This window comes from Dactylosporangium maewongense, from assembly GCF_039531485.1.
Classification (GTDB): domain Bacteria; phylum Actinomycetota; class Actinomycetes; order Mycobacteriales; family Micromonosporaceae; genus Dactylosporangium; species Dactylosporangium maewongense.
Genome location: NZ_BAAAQD010000008.1, coordinates 231,071 through 252,396, shown reverse-complemented (window position 1 = coordinate 252,396; position 21,326 = coordinate 231,071). Strand labels below are relative to the sequence as shown.

Annotated in this window: 19 protein-coding genes and 1 tRNA gene; 13 read left to right on the top strand and 7 right to left on the bottom strand. The window is 72.2% G+C overall.

Annotation, left to right across the window (positions count from 1 at the left end):
* The 3 genes from ABD332_RS21915 to ABD332_RS21905 are packed head-to-tail and all read left to right on the top strand — an operon-like array spanning nt 1 to nt 3,248.
* Nucleotides 1-954 carry a 4-(cytidine 5'-diphospho)-2-C-methyl-D-erythritol kinase gene (locus ABD332_RS21915; protein WP_425552265.1) on the top strand — a complete coding sequence of 318 codons (954 nt, stop codon included), beginning with the start codon at nt 1-3 and terminating at the stop codon, nt 952-954.
* A complete protein-coding gene (locus ABD332_RS21910; protein ID WP_344503871.1) occupies nt 955-2,757 on the top strand; it encodes an ABC-F family ATP-binding cassette domain-containing protein in 1,803 nt (600 codons plus the stop codon).
* A gap of 20 nt (nt 2,758-2,777) precedes the next feature.
* The gene (locus tag ABD332_RS21905; RefSeq protein ID WP_344503870.1) at nt 2,778-3,248 is read left to right on the top strand and encodes a DUF4383 domain-containing protein; all 471 of its coding nucleotides are present in this window, start codon (nt 2,778-2,780) and stop codon (nt 3,246-3,248) included.
* A gap of 52 nt (nt 3,249-3,300) precedes the next feature.
* Here ABD332_RS21905 and ABD332_RS21900 read toward each other — a convergent pair whose 3' ends face one another.
* Both ABD332_RS21900 and ABD332_RS21895 read right to left on the bottom strand, forming a co-directional pair.
* Nucleotides 3,301-3,903 carry a TetR family transcriptional regulator gene (locus ABD332_RS21900; protein WP_344504024.1) on the bottom strand — a complete coding sequence of 201 codons (603 nt, stop codon included), beginning with the start codon at nt 3,901-3,903 and terminating at the stop codon, nt 3,301-3,303.
* Between the two features lie 88 nt (nt 3,904-3,991).
* A complete protein-coding gene (locus ABD332_RS21895) occupies nt 3,992-4,954 on the bottom strand; it encodes an acyl-CoA desaturase (RefSeq protein WP_344503869.1) in 963 nt (320 codons plus the stop codon).
* A 207-nt stretch (nt 4,955-5,161) separates the two neighbouring features.
* On the opposite strand from ABD332_RS21895, the gene ABD332_RS21890 reads away from it, so the two are divergent.
* The 9 genes from ABD332_RS21890 (at nt 5,162) to cysN (ending at nt 15,810) form a co-directional block, all read left to right on the top strand.
* A tRNA-Gln gene (locus ABD332_RS21890) sits at nt 5,162-5,236 on the top strand.
* 44 nt (nt 5,237-5,280) lie between these two features.
* A complete protein-coding gene (glmU, locus tag ABD332_RS21885; protein WP_344503868.1) occupies nt 5,281-6,750 on the top strand; it encodes a bifunctional UDP-N-acetylglucosamine diphosphorylase/glucosamine-1-phosphate N-acetyltransferase GlmU in 1,470 nt (489 codons plus the stop codon).
* Nucleotides 6,751-6,785: 35 nt separating this feature from the next.
* Nucleotides 6,786-7,766: a ribose-phosphate diphosphokinase gene (locus ABD332_RS21880; RefSeq protein WP_344503867.1), complete on the top strand. Its 981-nt coding sequence runs from the start codon at nt 6,786-6,788 to the stop codon at nt 7,764-7,766.
* Between the two features lie 346 nt (nt 7,767-8,112).
* Complete coding sequence (locus ABD332_RS21875; protein ID WP_344503866.1) at nt 8,113-8,748, top strand: 50S ribosomal protein L25/general stress protein Ctc; 636 nt, start codon at nt 8,113-8,115, stop codon at nt 8,746-8,748.
* Nucleotides 8,749-10,017: 1,269 nt separating this feature from the next.
* Nucleotides 10,018-10,605 carry an aminoacyl-tRNA hydrolase gene (gene pth / locus ABD332_RS21870; protein ID WP_425552263.1) on the top strand — a complete coding sequence of 196 codons (588 nt, stop codon included), beginning with the start codon at nt 10,018-10,020 and terminating at the stop codon, nt 10,603-10,605.
* 134 nt (nt 10,606-10,739) lie between these two features.
* On the top strand, nt 10,740-12,752 hold the full coding sequence (locus ABD332_RS21865; RefSeq protein WP_344503865.1) for a sugar transferase: 2,013 nt from the start codon (nt 10,740-10,742) through the stop codon (nt 12,750-12,752).
* On the top strand, nt 12,752-13,591 hold the full coding sequence (locus ABD332_RS21860) for a 3'(2'),5'-bisphosphate nucleotidase CysQ (RefSeq protein ID WP_344503864.1): 840 nt from the start codon (nt 12,752-12,754) through the stop codon (nt 13,589-13,591). Before ABD332_RS21865 ends, ABD332_RS21860 begins: the two co-directional genes overlap by 1 nt.
* Before the next feature lie 19 nt (nt 13,592-13,610).
* Nucleotides 13,611-14,519, top strand: coding sequence for a sulfate adenylyltransferase subunit CysD (gene cysD, locus ABD332_RS21855; RefSeq protein ID WP_344503863.1), 909 nt, complete (start codon nt 13,611-13,613; stop codon nt 14,517-14,519).
* A gap of 1 nt (nt 14,520) precedes the next feature.
* On the top strand, nt 14,521-15,810 hold the full coding sequence (cysN, locus tag ABD332_RS21850) for a sulfate adenylyltransferase subunit CysN (RefSeq protein WP_344503862.1): 1,290 nt from the start codon (nt 14,521-14,523) through the stop codon (nt 15,808-15,810).
* Between the two features lie 8 nt (nt 15,811-15,818).
* Here cysN and ABD332_RS21845 read toward each other — a convergent pair whose 3' ends face one another.
* Nucleotides 15,819-16,601, bottom strand: coding sequence for a hemolysin family protein (locus ABD332_RS21845; protein ID WP_344503861.1), 783 nt, complete (start codon nt 16,599-16,601; stop codon nt 15,819-15,821).
* A gap of 85 nt (nt 16,602-16,686) precedes the next feature.
* Between ABD332_RS21845 and galE the strand changes: the two genes are divergently transcribed.
* On the top strand, nt 16,687-17,658 hold the full coding sequence (galE, locus tag ABD332_RS21840) for a UDP-glucose 4-epimerase GalE (protein ID WP_344503860.1): 972 nt from the start codon (nt 16,687-16,689) through the stop codon (nt 17,656-17,658).
* 23 nt (nt 17,659-17,681) lie between these two features.
* On the opposite strand, the gene ABD332_RS21835 is transcribed toward galE, so the two are convergent.
* From ABD332_RS21835 to ABD332_RS21820, 4 genes are all read right to left on the bottom strand, one after another.
* The gene (locus ABD332_RS21835) at nt 17,682-18,875 is read right to left on the bottom strand and encodes a sialidase family protein (protein ID WP_344503859.1); all 1,194 of its coding nucleotides are present in this window, start codon (nt 18,873-18,875) and stop codon (nt 17,682-17,684) included.
* Nucleotides 18,868-19,365 carry an RNA polymerase sigma factor gene (locus tag ABD332_RS21830; RefSeq protein ID WP_344503857.1) on the bottom strand — a complete coding sequence of 166 codons (498 nt, stop codon included), beginning with the start codon at nt 19,363-19,365 and terminating at the stop codon, nt 18,868-18,870. The genes ABD332_RS21835 and ABD332_RS21830 overlap by 8 nt, the downstream gene beginning before the upstream one ends.
* A gap of 65 nt (nt 19,366-19,430) precedes the next feature.
* Nucleotides 19,431-20,705, bottom strand: coding sequence for a sialidase family protein (locus ABD332_RS21825; protein WP_344503856.1), 1,275 nt, complete (start codon nt 20,703-20,705; stop codon nt 19,431-19,433).
* Nucleotides 20,695-21,270, bottom strand: coding sequence for an RNA polymerase sigma factor (locus ABD332_RS21820; protein WP_344503855.1), 576 nt, complete (start codon nt 21,268-21,270; stop codon nt 20,695-20,697). Before ABD332_RS21820 ends, ABD332_RS21825 begins: the two co-directional genes overlap by 11 nt.
* Nucleotides 21,271-21,326: the final 56 nt, after the last annotated feature.

Genomic DNA, 21,326 nt, shown 5'->3' with positions numbered 1-21,326 from the left:
GTGACCGAGCCGCTCTTCTCCGAAGACGACGACGAGGAGTTCGACCGGCCGCGCCTGGCCGCGCACGGACCGGTCCGGGTCCGCGTGCCCGCGAAGATCAACCTCCACCTGCACGTCGGTGCCGCGCGTCCGGACGGGTTCCACGAGCTGACCACCGTCTATCACGCGATCGGGCTGTACGACGAGATCACCGCCCGCCGCGGCGACACGCTGACGCTCACCATGGAGGGCGAGGGCACCGGGCAGCTGTCGCTCGGCGAGGACAACCTCGTCATCCGGGCGGCGCGGGCCCTGGCCGCCGAGACGGGCCACGACGCGCACGCCAGGCTGCACCTGAAGAAGCAGATCCCGATCGCCGCGGGCCTGGCCGGCGGCAGCGCCGACGCGGCCGCCGCGCTGGTCGCCTGCGACCAGCTGTGGGGGACCGGGCTGTCCCGCGACGACCTGGCCGGCATCGCCGCGACGCTGGGCTCCGACATCCCGTTCCTGGTCCTGGGCGGCACCGCGCTGGGCACCGGCCGCGGCGAGCTGGTCAGCCCGATCCTGACCGGCGGGCACGCGTGGCACTGGGTGCTCGCCGTCGCCGAGGAGGGCCTGTCGACCCCCACGGTCTACAAGACGTTCGATGAGCTGGGCGCGCAGAGCGAGGCGGGGACGCCCGACGGGTTGCTCGCCGCGCTGCGGCAGAAGGACCCCGACGTGCTCGCCGAGCACCTCGCCAACGACCTGCAGGCCGCCGCGCTGCACCTGCGGCCCGAGCTGCGGGGGGTCCTGGACGCGGGGCTCGACGCCGGCGCCCTGGCCGGGCTCGTGTCCGGCTCCGGCCCGACCGTGGTCTTCCTGGCCGAGGACGCCCGGCACGCCGCGCTGCTCGCGGCCGACCTGGAGGCCACCAACTGCTGCCGCGCGGTGCGCACCGCCGTCGGTCCCGTGCCCGGAGCGAGAGTGCTGTAGATGGCCAACATCATCAACCTGGACAAGGTCGGCAAGACGTACCCGGCGGGGCGGATCTTCGACGAGGTGTCCCTCGGCGTCGACGACGCCGACCGTATCGGCGTCGTCGGGCTCAACGGGGCCGGCAAGACGACCCTGCTGCGGATGCTGACCAAGGCGGAGGAGCCCGACGAGGGCCGCGTCACACACCGGCGCGACCTGCGGGTGTCGGCGCTGCCGCAGAACCTCGACCTGCCGCCGACCGCCACGGTCCGCGACGTCATCATCGGCACCGCCTGGCTGCCCGCCGCGTTCGCCGCGGAGCACGAGTGGGCCGGCGACGCCGGCGTCCGCACCGTCCTCAACGGGCTCGGCATGCCGCATCTCGGACTGGACGCGCCCGTCGGGCCGATGTCCGGCGGCGAGCGGCGCCGCATCGCGATCGCCGCGCTGCTGGTGCGCCCCGCCGACCTGCTGATCCTCGACGAGCCCACCAACCACCTCGACGTCGCCGGCATCGCCTGGCTGGCGCGGCACCTGCTGCAGCGCCGCGGCGCGCTCATGGTCGTCACCCACGACCGGTGGTTCCTCGACGCGGTCTGCACGACCACGTGGGAGGTCGCCGACGCGACGGTCCGCGCCTACGAGGGCGGCTACGCGGCCTGGACCCTGGCCCGGGCGGAGCGGCTGCGGGTCGCCGCCGAGGCCGAGTCCCGCCGGCAGAACCTGCTTCGCAAGGAGATCGCCTGGCTGCGGCGCGGCCCGCCGGCCCGCACCAGCAAGCCGAAGTTCCGCATCGACGCGGCCAACGCGCTCATCGCCGACGTGCCGCCCGCCCGCGACACGGTGTCGCTGCAGCGGCTCGCCGTCACGCGGCTGGGCAAGCAGGTCTACGAGCTGTCCAAGGTGGACCTGCGGGCCGGCGAGCGGACCCTGCTGTCCGAGGTGGACTGGCTGGTGGGGCCGGGCGACCGGATCGCGATCCTCGGCGCCAACGGGGCCGGCAAGACGACCCTGTTGCGGGTGCTGGCGGGTGTACGGGACCCCGACGGCGGGCGGCTCCTGCGGGGCAGCACGGTGCGGGCCGCGTTCCTGTCGCAGGAGCTCAAGGAGCTGCCGTCGGGCCTGCGGCTGCTGGAAGCGGTCGAGGAGGTCGCGAAGCGGGTCAAGCTCGGCGACCGGGAGCTGACCGCGGCGCAGCTCGCGGAGGTCTTCGGCTTCAGCGGCGCCCGGGTCTGGACGCCGGTCGCGGACCTGTCCGGCGGTGAGCGGCGGCGCCTGCAGCTGCTGCGCCTGCTCGCCACGGAGCCCAACGTGCTGCTGCTCGACGAGCCCACCAACGACCTCGACATCGACACCCTGGCGGCGCTGGAGGACCTCCTGGACTCGTGGCCGGGCACGATCGTGGTCGCCAGCCACGACCGGTACCTGGTCGAGCGGGTCGCCGACGTCGTCTACGGCATGTTCGGCGACGGGAACCTCGTCCACCTGCCCGGCGGCGTCGACGAGTACCTGGAGCGCATCGTCGGGGCCGAGGAGGGGTTCGGCACCGGCACCGCCCCCGCGGCGTCGGCCGGCCGGGAGAAGGCCGCTGACCTGCGGGCGTCGGACAAGGACGCCCGGGCCGCGAAGAAGGAGCTGTCGAAGCTGGAGCGCAGCATGGACCGGCTGACGCAGAAGGAGGCGGCGCTGCACGCCCAGCTGGCGGAGCACGCCACCGACTACACCAGGATCACCGCTCTGGACGCCGAGCTGCGCGCGGTACAGGAGGAGAAAGCGCTCATCGAGGAGCAATGGCTCGCCCTCGCCGAGATCGCGGGATGACCCGGCCCTAAGATACGGTCATGGCCGCTCACTTTCCGATCAACCACCACCTCCGGCCCCTGTACCGGCTGCTCTGCGTCGTCGCCGGTCTCTACATGCTGGTCTTCGGCGTGGTCGGATTCGTCCAGACGTCGGGTAACCAGTTCACCGGCATGGACGGGGCAGAGTGGGTCCTGGGGCTGCGCACCAACCCCGCCTTCTCGCTGCTGTCGCTGGCCGCGGGGGTCGTCGTCCTCGGCGCGAACCTCGTCGGGCGCAACCTGGCGCACTACGTCAACCAGCTCGCCGGCATCGTGCTGACCGTGGTCGGTATGGCGTCGCTCGCGCTGATGCAGACCGAGGCCAACATCTTCGCGTTCTCGATGGTCAACGTGATCGTCACGTTCATCCTCGGGGGCATCACCGGCACCGCCAGCCTCTACGACCGGGTCGGCAGCGCCTCGGCGGCCGACGCCGAGGAGCACCTGCGGCACAGCCCCCGCACCGCCTGAGCCACTGACAGCGAAGCGGCGCCCCGGACCCGTCCGGCGCGCCGCTTCCGCGTCATCTGCCCTGGCCGGTGACGAGCGTGGGCTTGCCCTCCATGTTGGACAGCCCGTTCCAGGCCAGGTTGACCAGGTGCGCCGCGACGACCTCCTTGCGCGGCTTGCGCACCTCCAGCCACCAGCGGCCGGTGAGCGCGACCATCCCGACGAGCGCCTGCGAGTACAGCTCGGCGAGCTTCGGGTCGAAGCCGCGGCGCTTGAACTCCGAGCCGAGGATGTGCTCGGCCTGGTGCGCCACGTCGTTGAGGACGCTCATGAAGTTGCCGGTCGGCGACATCACCGGCGACTCGCGGACCAGGACCCGGAAGCCGTCGGTCTCGTGCTCGATGTAGTCGAGCAGGGCGAGGGCCGCCTGCTCGAGCAGCTCGTGCGGGTGGCCGCCGGTCAGCGCGTTGGTGAGCCGGTCCAGCAGGTTGCGGACCTCGCGGTCCACGACCACCGCGTAGAGGCCCTCCTTGCCGCCGAAGTGCTCGTAGACGACGGGTTTGGAGACCTTCGCGCGTGACGCCACCTCCTCGATGGAGGTGGCGTCGAACCCCCGCTCCGCGAACAGCGCCCGCCCGATGGCGATCAGCTGCTCGCGGCGCTGGGCGGCGGACATCCGCACCCGTGACTTCGGCAGGGCCGGCGGCGGTGGCGGGCTCTTGCGCTGGACGTGCGGGATTTCCTCCGGAAGGTCGGTCACCCGCTCATCGTGCCAGCCGTTTGGCGTCCAGCCTGTCCCGCTTCGGCCACCGCACGTCCGTGGCCCAGCCGAACTTCTCGAAGAGCCAGATGAGCCGGGCGTTGATGTCGATCTGGCCCTTGTCGACCCCGTGCCGGGCGCAGGTCGGGTCGGCGTGGTGCAGGTTGTGCCAGCTCTCGCCGAAGGACAGGATCGCCAGGGGCCAGAAGTTGCTGGCCTTGTCGCCCTCGCGGGTCTCGAACGGGCGCTCGCCGTAGACGTGGCAGATCGAGTTGATCGACCAGGTGACGTGGTGCAGCAGGCCGATCCGCACGATGCCGGCCCAGAAGAACGCCGACAGCGCACCCTGCCACGACCAGGTGACGAGGCCGGCGATGATCGCGGGCAGCGTCGCGGACAACGCGACGATCACCGGGAAGAGCTTGTCGATGCGGCGGATGTCCTTGTCGGCCAGCAGGTCGGGGGCGAAGCGCTCCCGGTTGGACAGCTCGCGGTGGAACAGCCAGCCCACGTGGGCGTAGAAGAGGCCCTTGAGCAGGCCGCCGAACGACTCCCCGAAGCGCCACGGCGAGTGCGGGTCGCCCTCCCGGTCGGAGAACGCGTGGTGGCGGCGGTGGTCGGCGACCCACTGCGTCGGGCTGCCCTCGATCGCGGTGCTGCCGGCGATGGTCAGTGCGATGCGCAGCCCACGGTTGGCCTTGAAGGCGCCGTGGGTGAGGTACCGGTGGAAGCCCGAGCCGATGCCGAGCCCGCCGATCACGTAGAAGACGGTGCCGAGCGCGACGTCGAGCCAGGTGAGTCCCCATCCCCAGGCGACGGGGACGGCCGCCAGCAGGGCGGCGAACGGCAGGACGACGAATCCCCAGAGGGCGATCAGGATACCGGCGCTCTGGCGCCCCTCGGTCAGGGCTTTTGGCCCGCGCTCAGGGGTCTGACCAGGGACGGGATCGAGCAGTACAGCGGACATGCTACCTCTCAGGGATCGACGCTACGCCTACGTCACCGTAACTTACGGAAGCGTAGGTTCGCCAGATTGGCTCTGTGTCAAGCCGATTACCCGCGGTTTTATGTGATCTTCGTCCGCAAACATCGGCTGACCCGCCGAGAGGGTGAGGGGAACCGGCCTCGATACGAGCCGGATCGACGCGACCGGTAGGCTGCACAGGCAGATCTTTGGGGTGTGGGGTAACGGCAGCCCGCAGGCCTTTGGAGCCTCGCAGTCCAGGTTCGAATCCTGGCACCCCAGCCACCTGACTACGATGAGGCGCACCGACACCGTCGAGGAGCGCGCCCGTGCGAAACGTGATCATCCTGGCCGCCGGCGAGGGAAAGCGGATGAAGTCCGCCCTGCCCAAGGTGCTGCACCCGCTGCTCGGCCGGACCCTGGTGGGCCACGTGCTCGCCGCCGCCGAGGAGGCGATCGGAGGCGCCGCCACCGTGGTCGTCGGCCACGGCGGTGAGCTGGTCCGGGCCCACCTGGAGCAGATCGCGCCGGCCGCCGTGCCGGTCACCCAGATCGAGCAGCGCGGCACCGGTCATGCGGTGCGCATCGCGCTGGAGGAGACGCCCGACCTCACCGGCACCGTGGTCGTGCTCAACGGCGACATCCCGCTGCTGCGCGCGGAGACCCTCAGCGCGCTCGTGCACACGCACGAGAGCACCAAGGCCGCCGCGACCGTGCTGACCGCGGAGGTCGACGACCCCACCGGCCTCGGGCGCATCGTGCGCAACCGGGGCGGCGAGTTCGCGGCCATCGTCGAGGAGCGCGACGCCACGCCCGCGCAGCGGGGCATCCGCGAGATCAACTCCGGGGCCTACGTGTTCGACGCGGAGCGGCTGCGCGAGATGCTCGGCAAGCTCTCCACCGACAACGACCAGGGCGAGGAGTACCTCACCGACGTCATCGGCCTGCTCTCCGCGGCCGGCGCGCCGATCGTCGCCCACCGCGCCCCGGACGCCACCGAGACCCTCGGCGCCAACGACCGCGCCGAGCTCGCCGGGCTGCGGGCGCTCATGCGGGACCGGATCAACGACGAGTGGATGCGCTCCGGGGTCGCGATCATCGACCCGGCGACCACGTGGATCGACGTCACCGTCACCCTCGACCGGGACGCGGTCGTCGAGCCCAACACGCACCTGCGCGGCGCGACCCGCATCGGCGAGGGCGCGGTCGTCGGCCCCGACACCTCGCTCATCGACGTGATCGTCGGCGAGGGCGCGACCGTCGTGCGGACCCACGCCCTGTCCTCGGAGATCGGGCCGCAGGCGTCGGTCGGCCCGTTCGCCTATCTGCGCCCCGGCACGCGGCTCGGCCGCAAGTCGAAGGTCGGCACGTTCGTGGAGACCAAGGCCGCCGACATCGGCGACGGCGCGAAGGTGCCGCACCTGTCCTACGTCGGCGACGCCGAGATCGGCGAGGGCACCAACATCGGCGCCGCGACCGTCTTCGTCAACTACGACGGGGTGCAGAAGCGCCGGTCGGTGATCGGCGCGCACGCCCGCACCGGCGCCGACAACATGTTCGTCGCCCCGGTGCACGTCGGCGACGGCGCCTACACCGCCGCCGGCAGCGTGATCGTCAAGGACGTGCCACCCGGCGCACTCGGCGTCTCCCGGGCCAACCAACGCAACATCGAGGGCTGGGTGGAGCGCAAGCGGCCTGGCACAGCCGCCGCGCAGGCCGCGCGCGACGCCCTCGCACGTGAAGAAAACCACGTCGCGCCCGCCTCGGTGGCCGATGCGGGGCCATCCGACGAACAATGAGCCCAACCACGAGATCGGGAGCGGGCGAAACCCACATGGCCAGCATCAGTTCGGAGAACCGCAAGAACCTCATGCTCTTCTCCGGCCGGGGTTTTCCCGCGCTCGCTGAAGAGATCGGGGCGGTGCTCGGCGTCGAGCCGACGCCGATGGACGCCTACGACTTCGCCAGCGGCGAGATCTTCATCCGCTACCGGGAGTCGGTCCGCGGCTCCGACGCGTTCGTCGTGCAGTCGATGGTCGCCCCGATCAACGACTGGCTCATGGAGAGCCTGATCATGGTGGACGCGCTCAAGCGCGGCTCGACCAAGCGGATCACGGTCGTCCTGCCGTTCTACCCGTACGCGCGGCAGGACAAGAAGCACCGCGGCCGCGAGCCGATCTCCGCCCGGCTCGTCGCCGACCTGCTCAAGACCGCCGGCGCCAACCGGATCCTCACCGTCGACCTGCACACCGCGCAGATCCAGGGCTTCTTCGACGGCCCCGTCGACCACCTCTTCGCGATGAACACCCTCGCCGACCACATCGACGCCAAGTACGCCGGGCGCCCGATCACCGTCGTCGCCCCCGACTCCGGCCGGGTGCGGGTCGCCGAGCGCTGGACCGACCGCCTCGGCGGCTGCCCGCTCGCGTTCATCCACAAGACCCGCGACCCGCTCAAGCCCAACCAGGTGGTCGCCAACCGGGTCGTCGGCGAGGTCGAGGGCCGGGTCTGCCTGATCGTCGACGACATGATCGACACCGGCGGCACGATCGTCAGCGCCGCCGACATCCTCTTCCAGGAGGGAGCCGCCGACGTCATCGTCGCGGCCACCCACGCCGTGCTGTCCGACCCGGCCTGCGAGCGCCTCGACGCCAGCCGGATCAGCGAGGTCGTGGTGACCAACACACTCCCCCTCCCGAACGACAAGAAGGTCGACAAGATCACCCAGCTGTCGATCGCCCCGCTGCTGGCCCGCGCCATCCGCGAGGTGTTCGACGACGGGTCGGTCACGACCCTTTTCGGCGGTCTGTCCTGATCCTCCCCGGGCTTTCCTGGTCTTTTCCAGGGCCCTGCGGCCCGTCCGGTTGACACAGGCGCGTGATCTGCACAACCGGACGGGTGCCGTGTGAGGGTGCCCGGAGGTCTCGGGTAAGCTAGTGCGGTTGCCACGGCGAGGGTGCTCCAAGGGCCGGGCGTGCGTTCCAGCGACCATCGCGGAAGCGGTCTTCGCGGGATCGGCATGACGGCCATCGGGCTCCGTGATCGACGCGGTGCTCCGGGCCTGTGCCCCGTGCGCCTCCTCGCCCGTGCGCCGCACACGACAACTGTTACCGGTCGCGCCGGCCGGTGCCCGCCGCACAACCGCATCAGGAGTTTTTGCCGTGTCCGAGGTAAAGATCAGCGCTGAGCCCCGCACCGAGTTCGGCAAGGGTGGTGCCCGCCGCACGCGCCGGGCCGGCAAGGTGCCCGCCGTGCTGTACGGCCACGGCGAAGCGCCCCGCCACATCGCCCTCCCCGCCCGCGAGTTCGCCGCCGCCATCCGGCACGGCGGCAAGAACCAGATCTTCAACATCGAGATCAACGGCGGCGGCACCGCGCTCGCCCTGCCGAAGGCCATCCAGCGCGACCCGATCAAGGACATCTACGAGCACGTCGACCTGCTCATCGTCCGCCGTGGCGAGAAGGTCACCGTCGAGGTCCCGGTCCACCTGACCGGCGAGGCCGCCCGCGACACCCTCGTCATGGTGGAGAGCACCACCCTGGCGATCCTGGCCGACGCGACCAAGCTGCCCGAGTTCATCGAGGCCTCGATCGACGGCCTGGAGGCCGGCAACCACGTCACCGCCGGTGCGATCAAGCTCCCCGCCGGTGCCGAGCTGGCCGCCGACCCGGAGAGCATCGTCGCCGTCATCAGCGCCGCCCCGACCGCCGAGGCGCTCGAGGGTGAGACCGCTGAGGCCGCCGTCGAGCCGGCCGCCGAGGCCGCCGAGGCGACCCCGGAGCCGGCCGACGCCTGAGCCCCACCGCTCCAAAGGCCGCGGGCGCCCCAAGGGCACCCGCGGCCGCTGTCTGAGCGGACCCCGGCCCAGCACAGCGCACCCGGCCCACCGCGACCCTGATGTCGCAAGGACCGATCCACGTGCGCCGGCCGCTCCCTGCCCCCCGCGCCGCCATCTCACCGAGCCCGGCCCTCGCGGCTGCGAGCCTGGCTGTAAGCGCACTCGCCGCCCGCGACCTGTGTCGTGCGGAGACTTGGCCGTGGCCGAGAGACCGGACTGTGGCTGCGGGGCTCGGCTGTGGCTGTGGGACTTCGGCCGTGGGTGGCTGGCTGCAGGCGCTTCCGGCGCCCGTGACCGGCAGTCCGCCGTGACCTGGCCGTGGCTGCGGGATTGGGCGTGACTGCGAGTCCAAGCTGTGGCTGTTGGACTCGGCTGTGGGTGGCTGGCCGCGGACGCTTTCAGCGTTTTCGTGACCGGCAGCCCGCCGTGACCGTGGCTGTGGGTCTGGCTGTGGCTGCACCTGGCGTCGCGACTTGCGTCTCGCGTAGACCTGGCCGTGGCTGCGGGATTTGGCTGTGGCGACGAGGCCGGGCTGTGGACGTTTCGGTGCCCGCGACCGGCAGTCCGTCGAGTCAGGCTGTGCTGCGAGTCCGGCTATGGCGGCGGCTTTGGTCGTGGGCGCAGTCGGCGGCCGCGACCTGTGTCTCGCGGGCAGCTGGCCGTGGACGCTTTCGGCGCTCGCTGCCGGCAGCCCGCCGAGGCTTGGCAGTGGCTGTGACCTTGGCCGTGGCTGCGGGACCGGGCTGTGGCTGTGGGACTTTGGCGCGTGGGTGGCTGGCTGTGGTCGCTTCCGCCGCCCGTGACTGGCGGCCTGCCGAGACCAGGCTGTGCTGCGGGTCCGGCTCTGGCTGCGGCTTTGGCCGTGGATGCACCCGGCGCTCGCGACGGGGGTCTCGCGGAGGGCCAGTCGTGGCTGCCGGACCAGGCCGTGGCCGCTGCCGGTCGCCGCGGCTGGCGGTCCGCCGAGACCTGGCCGTGGCTGCGAGTCGGGCCGTGGGCGCGGCTTGGACGTGGTCGGCGGTCGCGACCGGTGGCTCGCGGGGACCGGGGCGTTGCTGCGAGACTTGGCCGCGGACGCCTCCCGCGCCTGCATCTCGCCGAGCTCGACGTGATGAAGGTAGCAGCGAGGTACGACAGTTCTAGCCGGCCGCTCGACCGGCGCTTCGTGGAGACTCGGGGCTCGGACGCCTGGTGGCGGTCGTGGCCTTGCCGCTGTGAGGGGACCTGATGACGGACACCGCGCCCTGGCTGGTCGTGGGGCTGGGGAACCCCGGCCCGGAGTACGCGCGACACCGGCACAACGTCGGCTTCATGATTGCCGACCTGATCGCGCAGCGGGCGGGGCTGCGGTTCTCGAAGCATCGCCGGGTTGCGGCCGACGTGGCCGAGGGGCGGCTGCGCGTCGGGGGTCCGCGCATCGTGCTGGTGAAGCCGCTGACGTTCATGAACCTGTCGGGCGGGCCGGTGGCCGGCCTCGCGCAGTTCTACAAGGTGCCGGTGGCTCAGGTGATCGCGGTGCACGACGAGCTCGACGTGCCGTACGAGCAGCTGCGGCTCAAGCAGGGCGGTGGGGAGGGCGGCCACAACGGGCTGCGGTCCATGTCGTCCTCGCTCGGCAGCAAGGACTACGTGCGGGTCAGGTTCGGCATCGGCCGGCCGCCCGGGCGGCAGAACCCGGCCGACTTCGTCCTGTCGGACTTCTCCGCGGTCGAGCGCAAGGAGCTGGACTTCTTCGTCGACCGGGCCGCGGACGCGGTGGAGATGGTAATCGAGCGCGGCCTGGAGCCGGCGCAGAACCAGTATCACGCGTCGTAACGGCCTGCCTGTCCATCGTCCGTCCGGTCCGAACCTTCCATGCGGGTCCGTGTGTCGCCGTGACGCATGTCCGAGTTGCACGTTGTACTCCAAGTCGCACCTTTTGCAAAGAAGGCGGACTCAAGGAGGCGTGCGTGGCGGTCGACAGCGGGCGAGCGCGGGATGGCTTCCACCGCCCGGCACATCTCCGCCCCGAGGACCGCCCCGGCGGCCTGCGCCGCGAGGAGCGCACGAACGCGCTGCGCCGCGAGGAGCGCACCGGCGCCGTCCAGCGGCGTGAGCACCGCGCCGGCCTGCGGTGGGAGGAGCGGCCGGGAGGTGCGCGCCAGGAGCGCTCCGGCGGCCTGCGGCGCCCCGAACGCCAGAGCAACGCCCTGCAGTCCACGCCACCGGCCGCAGCGCCGCCGCCCGCGGTGGCCAAAGAGCCCGTCCAGCGCACAGAACCCGTCCAGCGCACAGAACCCGTCCAGCGCACGGAGACCGTCGAGCGTCAGGTGGTACGGCGCCGGCCCAGCCCCATGGGTGCCACCACCGGCCGCCGCGCCGGGCACCCCGAACGCCTCCCGTCGGCCGCCGCCCGCACAGCCGCCGCCCCCGTGTCGCCGGCCCCCGGCCCACCGGTCCCGCCCGCCCTAGTGTCGGCCCAGCTCGAGGCCGCCGTCGAGGATGCCGTCGGAGGGGCGGCAACGTTCGTACCGGCGACGAAACCGCAGGAAGAGCACCTCGAGCCGGCCAGGACGCCGCGGCACCGGGCCCGCTGGGCGTGGGAGGGGCGTTACCTGCGGACCCTGCTGCTGATCGACTCGGTGATCGGGGTGCTCGCGGGCCTGGTCGCGTTCGAGGTGCGGTTCGGCTCGGTGCTGACGAACTACAACACCCGCTACGCGCTGCTGTCCGCGCTCCTGCCGGTCGCCTTCACCGCCACCCTCGCCGCCAACCGCGCGTACGAGAAGCGGTACCTGTTCGTCGGCACCGACGAATACCAGCGGGTGCTGCGCGCCGGCCTGGGGCTGACCGCCGCGACAATCGTCGGCGCCTACGCCGCGGAGATCCAGATCGCCCGCGGCTGGTTCGCGGTCGCGCTGCCGCTGGTCACGTCGGGCTGCCTGGTGTCGCGGTTCGTGCTGCGGCAGCTGCTGCACCGGGCCCGCAAGACGCGCGGCGCCTGCATGCGGCGGGTCGTGGTGGTCGGGCACGGGCTGGCGGTCGAGGCGATGACCACGCAGCTGTGCCGGGAGCGGTATCACGGGCTGAAGGTCGTCGGCGCCTGCCTCGCCGAGGAGGGCAGCGTGCCGGGCGTGCCGGTGCTGGGCACGTTCGACGAGATCGCCGGTGCGGTGCGCCGGGCCCGGGCCGACACGGTGCTGGTGCTGTCGTGCCCGGAGCTGGACGGGCACGCCCTGCGCCGGCTCGCGTGGCGCCTGGAGCGCGACGACATCGACCTGATCGTGGCCAGCACACTGATCGACGTGGCCGGCAGCCGGACGACCATCCGGCCCGTCGACGGCCTGCCGATGCTGCACGTCGAGCACCCCACGCTGACCGGCGCGCGGCGCGTGCTGAAGGCGGTCGTCGACCGGGTCGGCGCCGTAGTCCTGCTGGTCGTGCTGAGTCCCCTTCTGGCTGGTCTGGCGCTCGCGGTTCGCGCGGAGTCCAAAGGGCCGGTACTGTTTCGTCAAGTACGGGTTGGAAAAGACGGTCGTGAGTTCGTGATCGTCAAGTTCCGCACCATGCACACGGACGCCGAAGCCCGCCTCGCCGAGCTCCGGCACCTCAACGAAGTCGACGGCGCGCTGTTCAAACTGCGCAACGACCCACGGGTCACCCGCGTCGGACGGTTTCTGCGCAAGTTTTCGCTCGACGAGCTGCCCCAGCTGCTCAATGTGCTCGGAGGCAGCATGTCACTGGTCGGGCCGCGCCCGCCGCTGCCGGAGGAGGTCGCCGTGTATCCGGACGACGCCCGGCGCAGGCTGGCCGTGCGGCCCGGGATGACCGGCCTCTGGCAGGTGTCCGGCCGGTCGGACCTATCGTGGGACGAAGCGGTCCGCCTCGACCTGCAGTATGTGGAGAACTGGTCGCTGTCGCTCGACCTGGTGATCATGCTGCGGACGTTGAGCGCGGTGACCCGAGGGGCTGGAGCGTACTGATGACCGATCTGCCACCCGCCACCGACGGCGGGTTCGCGCGCTGGCTCGCCCAGCGCGCCGGCGACCTGCTGCTGAAACTCCGCGAGGAGATGGGGTACGCCGACCCGGCCGCCCTGCGCAAGGCCGGCGACCGGCAGTCGCACGAGCTGCTGGTGGCGCAGCTGGAGCGCTGGCGCCCCGCCGACGCGGTCCTGTCCGAGGAGGGCGCCGACAGCGCCACCCGGCTGAACGCCGACCGGGTCTGGATCGTCGACCCGCTCGACGGCACCCGCGAGTTCGGCGAGGAGGGCCGCGCCGACTGGGCGGTCCACGTCGCCCTGTGGGGCCGCACGTCCGCGCGGATCACCGAGTACGCCGGCGACGGCACCCCGCAGCCGCAGCGCGCCGCCGGCTGGGGCCGGCTCCTGGCCGGTGCGGTCGCCCTCCCGGCGCAGCACTGCGTGCTCGGCACCGACGCCCCGCCGCCCTTCCCGCCCATGCCGGGCGTGCAGGGCGAGCCGATCCGCCTCGCGGCCAGCCGGACCCGCCCGCCGGCGCTGCTGACCGCGCTCGCGGAGCGGCTGCCGATCGAGCTGGTGCCGATGGGATCCGCCGGCGCGAAGATCGCCGCGGTGATCGACGGCGCCGTCGACGCCTATGTCCACGCCGGCGGTCAGTACGAGTGGGACTCCGCCGCACCGGTCGCTGTGGCGGTCGCCACGGGTCTGCACGCTTCCCGGATCGACGGGACTACGTTGGAATACAACCAGCCCGACCCACGGCTGCCTGACCTGGTGGTGTGTCGGAAGGCACTGGCGCCTCAGCTGCTGGCCGCGATCAGCGCGTCCGTCGCTTCCTAGGGAAAGGTTTCCGCCAACCATGAGCCGCGCGCCCTACCGCGTCTCGCATCTGGACGCTCTCGAGGCCGAGAGCCTGTTCATCATGCGTGAGGTGGTCGCCGAGTTCGAGCGACCGGTCCTGCTGTTCTCCGGCGGCAAGGACTCGATCGTCATGCTCCGCCTCGCGGAGAAGGCGTTCGCGCCCGGCCGGATCCCGTTCCCGGTCATGCACGTCGACACGGGGCACAACTTCCCCGAGGTTCTCGAGTACCGGGACCGCCGCGTCGGCGAGCTCAACGTGCAGCTCATCGTGGCGAGCGTCCAGGAGGCGATCGACAGCGGCCTGGTGCGCGAGTCCGGCGACGGCATGCGCAACCGGATCCAGACGCCGGTCCTGCTGGAGGCCGTCGAGAAGTACCGCTTCGACGCGCTGTTCGGCGGTGCCCGCCGCGACGAGGAGAAGGCCCGCGCCAAGGAGCGCGTCTTCAGCTTCCGCGACGACTTCGGCCAGTGGGACCCGCGCAACCAGCGGCCCGAGCTGTGGGCGCTCTACAACGCCCGCATCGCGCCCGGCGAGTCGATCCGCGTCTTCCCGCTGTCCAACTGGACCGAGCTGGACGTCTGGCACTACATCGCCCGCGAGGGCATCCCGCTGCCCGACATCTACTACTCGCACGACCGCGAGGTCGTCGACCGTAACGGGATGCTCTACGCGATCAACGAGTTCCTGCCGCTGAAGTCCGGCGAGAAGCCGTTCGTGGAGCGGGTCCGTTACCGCACCGTCGGCGACGCCTCCTGCACCGCGGCGGTCCGCAGCGACGCGGACACGATCGACAAGGTGATCGACGAGGTCGCCGCGACCCGTATCACCGAGCGCGGCGCGACCCGCGGCGATGACAAGGTCAGCGAGGCGGCCATGGAAGACCGCAAGCGTGAGGGGTACTTCTAAGATGACCGCGGTTGTTGAGACGCCCGCCCAGCGGCAGATGGACCTGCTGCGGTTCGCGACGGCGGGCTCCGTCGACGACGGCAAGTCGACCCTGATCGGCCGGCTGCTCTACGACTCGAAGGCGATCTTCGAGGACCAGCTGGAGGCGGTCGAGGCTACGTCGCGCTCGCGTGGCGACGAGTACACCAACCTCGCGCTGCTGACCGACGGCCTGCGCGCCGAGCGCGAGCAGGGCATCACGATCGACGTGGCCTACCGGTATTTCGCGACGCCGCGGCGGAAGTTCATCATCGCCGACACGCCGGGGCACATCCAGTACACGCGCAACATGGTCACCGGCGCCTCCACCGCCGACCTGGCGCTGATCCTGGTCGACGCGCGCAAGGGCCTGGTCGAGCAGTCCCGGCGGCACGCCTTCCTGTGCTCGCTGCTGCGCGTGCCGCACCTGGTGCTCTGCGTGAACAAGATGGACCTCGTCGACTACTCGCAGGAGGTCTTCGAGCGGATCGCCGACGAGTTCACGTCGTTCGCGGCGAAGCTCGAGGCGCCCGACCTGACGGTCATCCCGATCTCGGCGCTGCACGGGGACAACCTCGTCAGCCGGTCGGAGAACATGCCGTGGTACGAGGGGCCGTCGCTGCTGCACCACCTGGAGCACGTGCACATCGCCTCGGACCGCAACCTGGTCGACGTGCGGTTCCCGGTGCAGTACGTGATCCGTCCGCAGTCGACCACGGTCGCCGACTACCGCGGCTACGCCGGCCAGGTCGCCTCGGGCGTGCTGAAGCCCGGCGACGAGGTGATGGTCCTGCCGTCCGGCTTCACAACGAAGATCACGCACATCGAGACCGCCGACGGGCCGCTGCAGGAGGCGTACCCGCCGATGTCGGTGACGATCCGGCTCGCGGACGAGATCGACATCGCCCGCGGCGACCTGATCTGCCGGCCGAACAACGCGCCGGCCGTCGCCCAGGACATCGAGGCGATGATCTGCTGGATGGACGAGAGCCGCCCGCTGACCGTCGGCGCCAAGTATTCGATCAAGCACACGACCCGCTCGGCCCGCACCGTGATCCGCGGCCTGCAGTACCGGCTGGACGTGAACACGCTGCACCGCGACGAGTCGGCGACGTCGCTCGGCCTCAACGAGATCGGCCGGGTGAAGCTGCGCACCACGGTGCCGCTGCTCGCCGACCAGTACCGGCGCAACCGCACCACCGGCGGCTTCATCATCATCGACGAGGCCACGAACCGGACCGTCGGCGCCGGCATGATCATCGAGGCCGGCTGAACATCCGCTTACGGTTGGCGCGGGCGGATCACCGACACCCGCGCCACCCGGCGGCCTTCCACCGTCCTGACGTGCAGGTGCCAGCCGTCGTGCCGCACCTCGTCGCCGGAACGGGGCAGCCTCCCGAGACGGGCCATCACGAAGCCCGCCACGGTCTCGTACGGGCCGGTGGGCAGTGTCAGCCCCGTCCGCTCCGCGAGGTCGGCGAGGTTGAGGCGCCCGTCGACCTCGGCGGTCTTCTCTTCAAGAGGCGGCAGGTCGTACTCGTCGTGGATCTCGCCGACGAGCTCCTCGATCAGGTCCTCCAGGGTCACGATGCCCGCGGTCCCGCCGTACTCGTCGATGACGACCGCCAGGTGGTGGCCCTCCCGCCGCATCTCCGACAGCGCCGCCAGGACCCGCTTGCTGGCCGGCAGCCGCTTCACCTCGCGGGTCAGCTCCCGCAGCCGCAGGCAGGGGTCGACCGCGGGCAGCAGGGTCAGGTCGCGCACGTGGACGAAGCCGAGCACGTCGTCCTGGTCGCCGTCGATCACCGGGAACCGGGAGTGCCGGGTGGCCCGCACGACGGTCACCGCCTCGGCGACCGTCAGGCCCGCGTCGAGGAACAGCACCTCGGTCCGCGGCACCATCACCTCACGGACGTGGCCGGTGCCGGTGCCGCCTGCGATCAGCGTGCGCAGCTCCGCCTCGCTGACGTCCGTGGATTCGTCGGCGGTGTGCAGCCGGTGCGCCAAGCGGCTCAGCAGACCCGCCACAGCCTGTCGCAAGGTCCCGGCGCCATGCTGCGACATGCCCGAAATTGTAGGTGCCGGGCACTATGCCGTTCACCTCTGACGTGTAAATTTGTTGGTTCCTGATGACTTTTGGAGGAACGCCGTGAAACTGCTCGTCACCGGGGGCGCCGGCTACATCGGCAGCGTCGTCACCGCACTGCTGCTCGACGCCGGTCACGACGTGACAGTGCTCGACGACCTCTCCACCGGCCACGAGTCGTCGGTGCCGCAGGGCGCCGTCTTCGTCCGCGGCCGGGTCCACGACGCGATCGGCGACGTGCTGACCCGCGACGCCGGATTCGACGGCGTACTGCACTTCGCCGCGTTCATCGCCGCCGGCGAGAGCGTGCAGAAGCCGGAGAAGTACTGGGAGAACAACACCGTCGGCACGCTGCTGCTGCTGGACGCCATGCGCGCCGCCGGCACCCGCCGCCTCGTCTTCTCCTCCACGGCGAACGTCTACGGCGACCCCGACGTCGTGCCGATCCCGGAGACCGCCGCGGTGCGGCCGCCCAACCCGTACGCCACCTCGAAGCTCGCCGCCGACCACGCGCTCACGGGCGAGGCCGTCGGCCACGGCATCTCCGCGGTCAGCCTGCGCTACTTCAACGTCGCCGGCGCGCTGCGCCGCCCGGACGGCTCGATCATCGGCGAGCGGCACGACCCCGAGACGCACCTGATCCCGATCGCGCTGCAGGTCGCGCTCGGCCGCCGGGAGAAGCTCCAGCTCTTCGGCGACGACTACGACACCCCCGACGGCACCAACATCCGCGACTACATCCACGTCGCCGACCTGGGTGAGGCCCACCTCCTGGCGCTCGCGACCATGGACGGCCCCGGCCACCGCGTGTACAACCTGGGCAACGGCACCGGCTTCTCCAACCGGCAGGTCGTCGACGTGGTCCGCGAGGTCACCGGCCACCCGATCCCGGTCGAGATGGCGCCCCGCCGCCCGGGCGACCCGGAGCGGCTCGTCGCCGCCTCCGACAAGGCGAAGCGGGAGTTGTCCTGGACGCCGCGGCACACCGAGCTGTCGACGATGGTCCAGGACGCCTGGGACCTCATCCGGGGCTGACAGGGCTCTATCCAGGGCGGGCGCTACTGGGCGTCGAGCTTCTGCCAGGTGGTGCCGTCGACCGAGTACGCGGTGTAGATCGTGGACATCTCGTAGGCGACCCAGCCGGTCTGCGTCCGGGACAGCCGCTTCGTCGGGTGCAGGCCCTGGACCCGCTGCCAGGTGGCGCCGCGGTCGGTGGAGACGAGCCAGTGGCTGTCGCCGTCGACGATGACGAGGCGGCCGTCCAGCAGCGGGACCAGGTCGCCGCCGATGGTGGTCGCCGTGAGCGGGCGGGGCTGGCCGAAGCCGGCGCCGCCGTCGGAGGACGCGGCGACGCCCAGCAGCGTGGGCGGGGTGGTGGTGGGGTCCGTCAGTGCCGCGTAGACGTCCCGGCCGAGGAACGACACCTGGGCCGTGCCGCCGCCGGGGAACGTCGTCGGCTTCCACGTGACGCCCCCGTCGCGGGACACCGCCACCGCCGGGTGGCCGCCGTCCGCCCCGCCGACCCACCAGGAGCCGTCGCCCGCGCGTACGGGAGCGACCCACGCCAACCCGAGCGGCGGCTGGGCGGGCGGCTGCACCAGCGTGGTGCCGTCGTGCAGCAGCGCCATGAGCCGCCCGTCGCGCAGGACCAGGCGGGCGTCGCCGGGCAGTGCGTCGACGGTGGTGGCCGGTTGGGAGTCGGTGTCCCAGTCGGCCCCGTCGGTGCTGCTGGCCCGGGCGCCGTCCGCGCCGAGCAGGGTGATCCGCGACCCGGTGACCACCAGCGACGGCAGCGCGCCGCGCGGGGGCGAGCGGAAGGCGCCGGGTGCCTGGGCGGTGCTCCACGTCCGGCCGCCGTCGAGGGTGGCGTTGACCCAGGCGGTACAGGCGGCGGCGCAGTCGACCGTGAGCAGGAACCCACGGTCGGCGTCGATGAACTCGGCGTCCTGGATCTTCCCGGGGAGGTCCCGGGGGAGGGCGGGCAGCCCGTTGATCGTGATCCCGCCGCCCGTGTAGACGGCGCCGGGCGCGGCGGACGGCGAGGCGGCCACCTGCGGCGGTGGCGCCTCGCGCGGGATCAGGCGCGGGACCAGGAACGACGCGGCGACGAGCAGCCCCAGGGCGACCGCCCCCACCTGGGCGGCGCGCCGGCGGCGGCGCAGGACGCGGGCCCGGGCGGTGATCGCGGCCAGCGGCGGCTGGGTGAAGTCGAGCCGCTGGGCGCGGAGCAGGGTCTCCAGCTCGTCAGGCATGACGCACCTCCGTGGGCGCATAGCCGGGAAGCCGTTCGGCGAGGGCGGCCCGCCCCCGCGACAGCCGCGACTTGACGGTCCCGCCGGGCACGCCGAGCGTGGCCGAGATCTCCTCGACGCTGAGGTCGGCGTAGTAGTGCAGCACGATGACCTCCCGGTACGTGCGGGGAATGGCGTCGAGGGCGTCGGTCAGGTCGGTGCGCTCGGGCGAGGGGCCGGCCTCCACGTGCCGCTGGACGGCACGCTCGCGGAGCATGATCAGGTCGAGCAGCTTCCGCCGGCGCCAGCGGCGGCGGACGACGTTGACCGCCACGGTGCGCAGCCACGCCTCGGGGTTGTCGATGCCGGTGAAGCCGCCGGTCCGGGCGGCGGCGCGGGCGAACGCCTCCTGGACCACGTCCTGCGCCTCGGTGAGGTCGGTCGTGAACGCGTAGAGCTGCGTCACCAGCCGCCGGTAGCAGGCGTGGTAGACCCCCTCGAGCTCGCTCACACCGGCCACGATCCCCGGCCGCCTCCTTCGGTTCCCGGGAATTCCACTTTTCCGGGAACCCGCGGTCAGTCCGGCAGGACGGTCGCCGACAGCGTGGCGGACTGCCAGTTGCGGCCGTCCAGGGAGAGCCTGGGCGGGTCGCCGAGCGAGGCGTAGCCGTTGTCGAGCGCGTCGAGCGGGCCGCCGGGGCCGGCGACGATCTCGAAGTGCTCCCCGTCGATGCTCTGCAGGTAGGCGATCTCGGAGTCGCCCTGGACCCACAGGACCAGCGAGCGGTCGAGGCGCGCCAGCACGCCGAAGGCGCGGCCGTTGAGCGCGCCGTCGTTGTTCAGCGGCGCCGGCAGCTCGATCTTGGTGGTCACCTCCTGCCAGGTGTGGCCGCCGTCGCGGGTACGGAAGTGCCGGATCCCCTTGCTGTAGCGGATGAACGCGTGGGCGGTGACGCCGTCGAGCGTGACGAGCGTCGGCGCGTCGATGCCCGTGGGCGCGGGGAGCGTGACGGCCTGCCAGTGCCGGCCCTGGTCGGTGCTGACCGCGACAGCGGGCGCGCCGGAGTGGATGTCCGCACCGGTGACCCACCAGCCGGCCGCGATCGGCACGTCGCCCACCAGGGACCGGCGGGCCATCGGCGGCTGGTCGACGAGCAGGCTCAGCCCCCCGGTGTCCTGCCGGACGCCGAAGAGGTCGCCGTACTGGGCGAGCTGGAGCGCCCGGTCGGCGGGTCCGAGGGCCTCGCGGGTCTCGGGCCCGATGACCGGCGTGGCGGGCTTGTCGTCGAGGCGGAACTTCACGCTGGTGCGGGAGCCGCCGCTGACCTCGCCGCTGAGCATGAACGTCTGCGGGGAGATCCGGGCCAGCTCGATGTGGTCGAGCTTGTCCAGCGGGCTCTGCCGCAGCGCGTCCATCAGGAACGGGCCGCGCCGCTGCGCGGACCCGTCCCGCAGCACGACCACCTGGAGGTTGCACCGGCGGGCCTGGGGCACCTCGACACAGACATCCACGGCGGCGACCACGCCGTCGGGCAGGTCGCCGGCGGCCGCCCGGATCGTCCGGGTCGACTCGAACGTGCCGCTCGCCGGCGCCGACGCCGACGGCTGCGGGCTCCAGGGGTCGCCGATGTCCGGGTTGGGGCCGAGGGCGGCCGGGGTCGGGCGGCCGAACACGCCGGCCAGGGCGACGGGCGCGAACACGGCGAGCGTGCCGACCAGGGCGCCGGCGACGGCCATCCGGTCGCGCATGCGGACCCGGCCGGCCCGGCGGGACAGCAGGCTGAAGTCGGGCATCCACGTCGCCGACTCGATCTGCGCGCGGAGGGTGCGGAAGTCCAGGTCAGGGCGCATCGCGCACCTCCTGGACGTCTCGCTGGGGCAGGACCGCGGGGCGGCGGCGCGGGCCGGCGGCGTCGGGGTCGGCGTCGCTGAGCAGGGCGGCGAGCATGGCGCGGCCCCGCGACAGGCGGGCCTTCACCGTGCCGACGGGCACGCCCAGGGCGTCGGCGACCTCGTGCACGGACATGTCGGCCAGGTGGTGCAGCACGATCGTCTCGCGCGTCGCCTGCGACAGCTGCTGCAGGGCGGCGACGAGCGCCACCCGGTTGGGGTCGACGCCGGGCACGCTTTCCACCGGACGGGCGACACGGCCGCTGCGGACCAGGGTGTCGAACAGCCGGCGGCGCCGCCAGCGGGTCCGGGCCAGATTCATCGCGACGGTGCGTAACCACGCCTCCGGGTCGGCGACGTCGAGGAACTGCCGCGGGCGGGCCAGGGCGCGCGCGTAGGCCTCCTGGACCAGGTCCTGGGCCTCGGCGTGGTCGCCGGTGAGCGCGTAGAGGGCGGCGACCAGCCGCCGGTAATGCGCCTCGTACGCGTCACGGACGGCCTCGCGTGCCTCGAGCTCTTCACCCACCCCGTCACCCCCTCACCGTTGAAGACCGCTATGACTCGCTCCCGGTTGCGCCACCG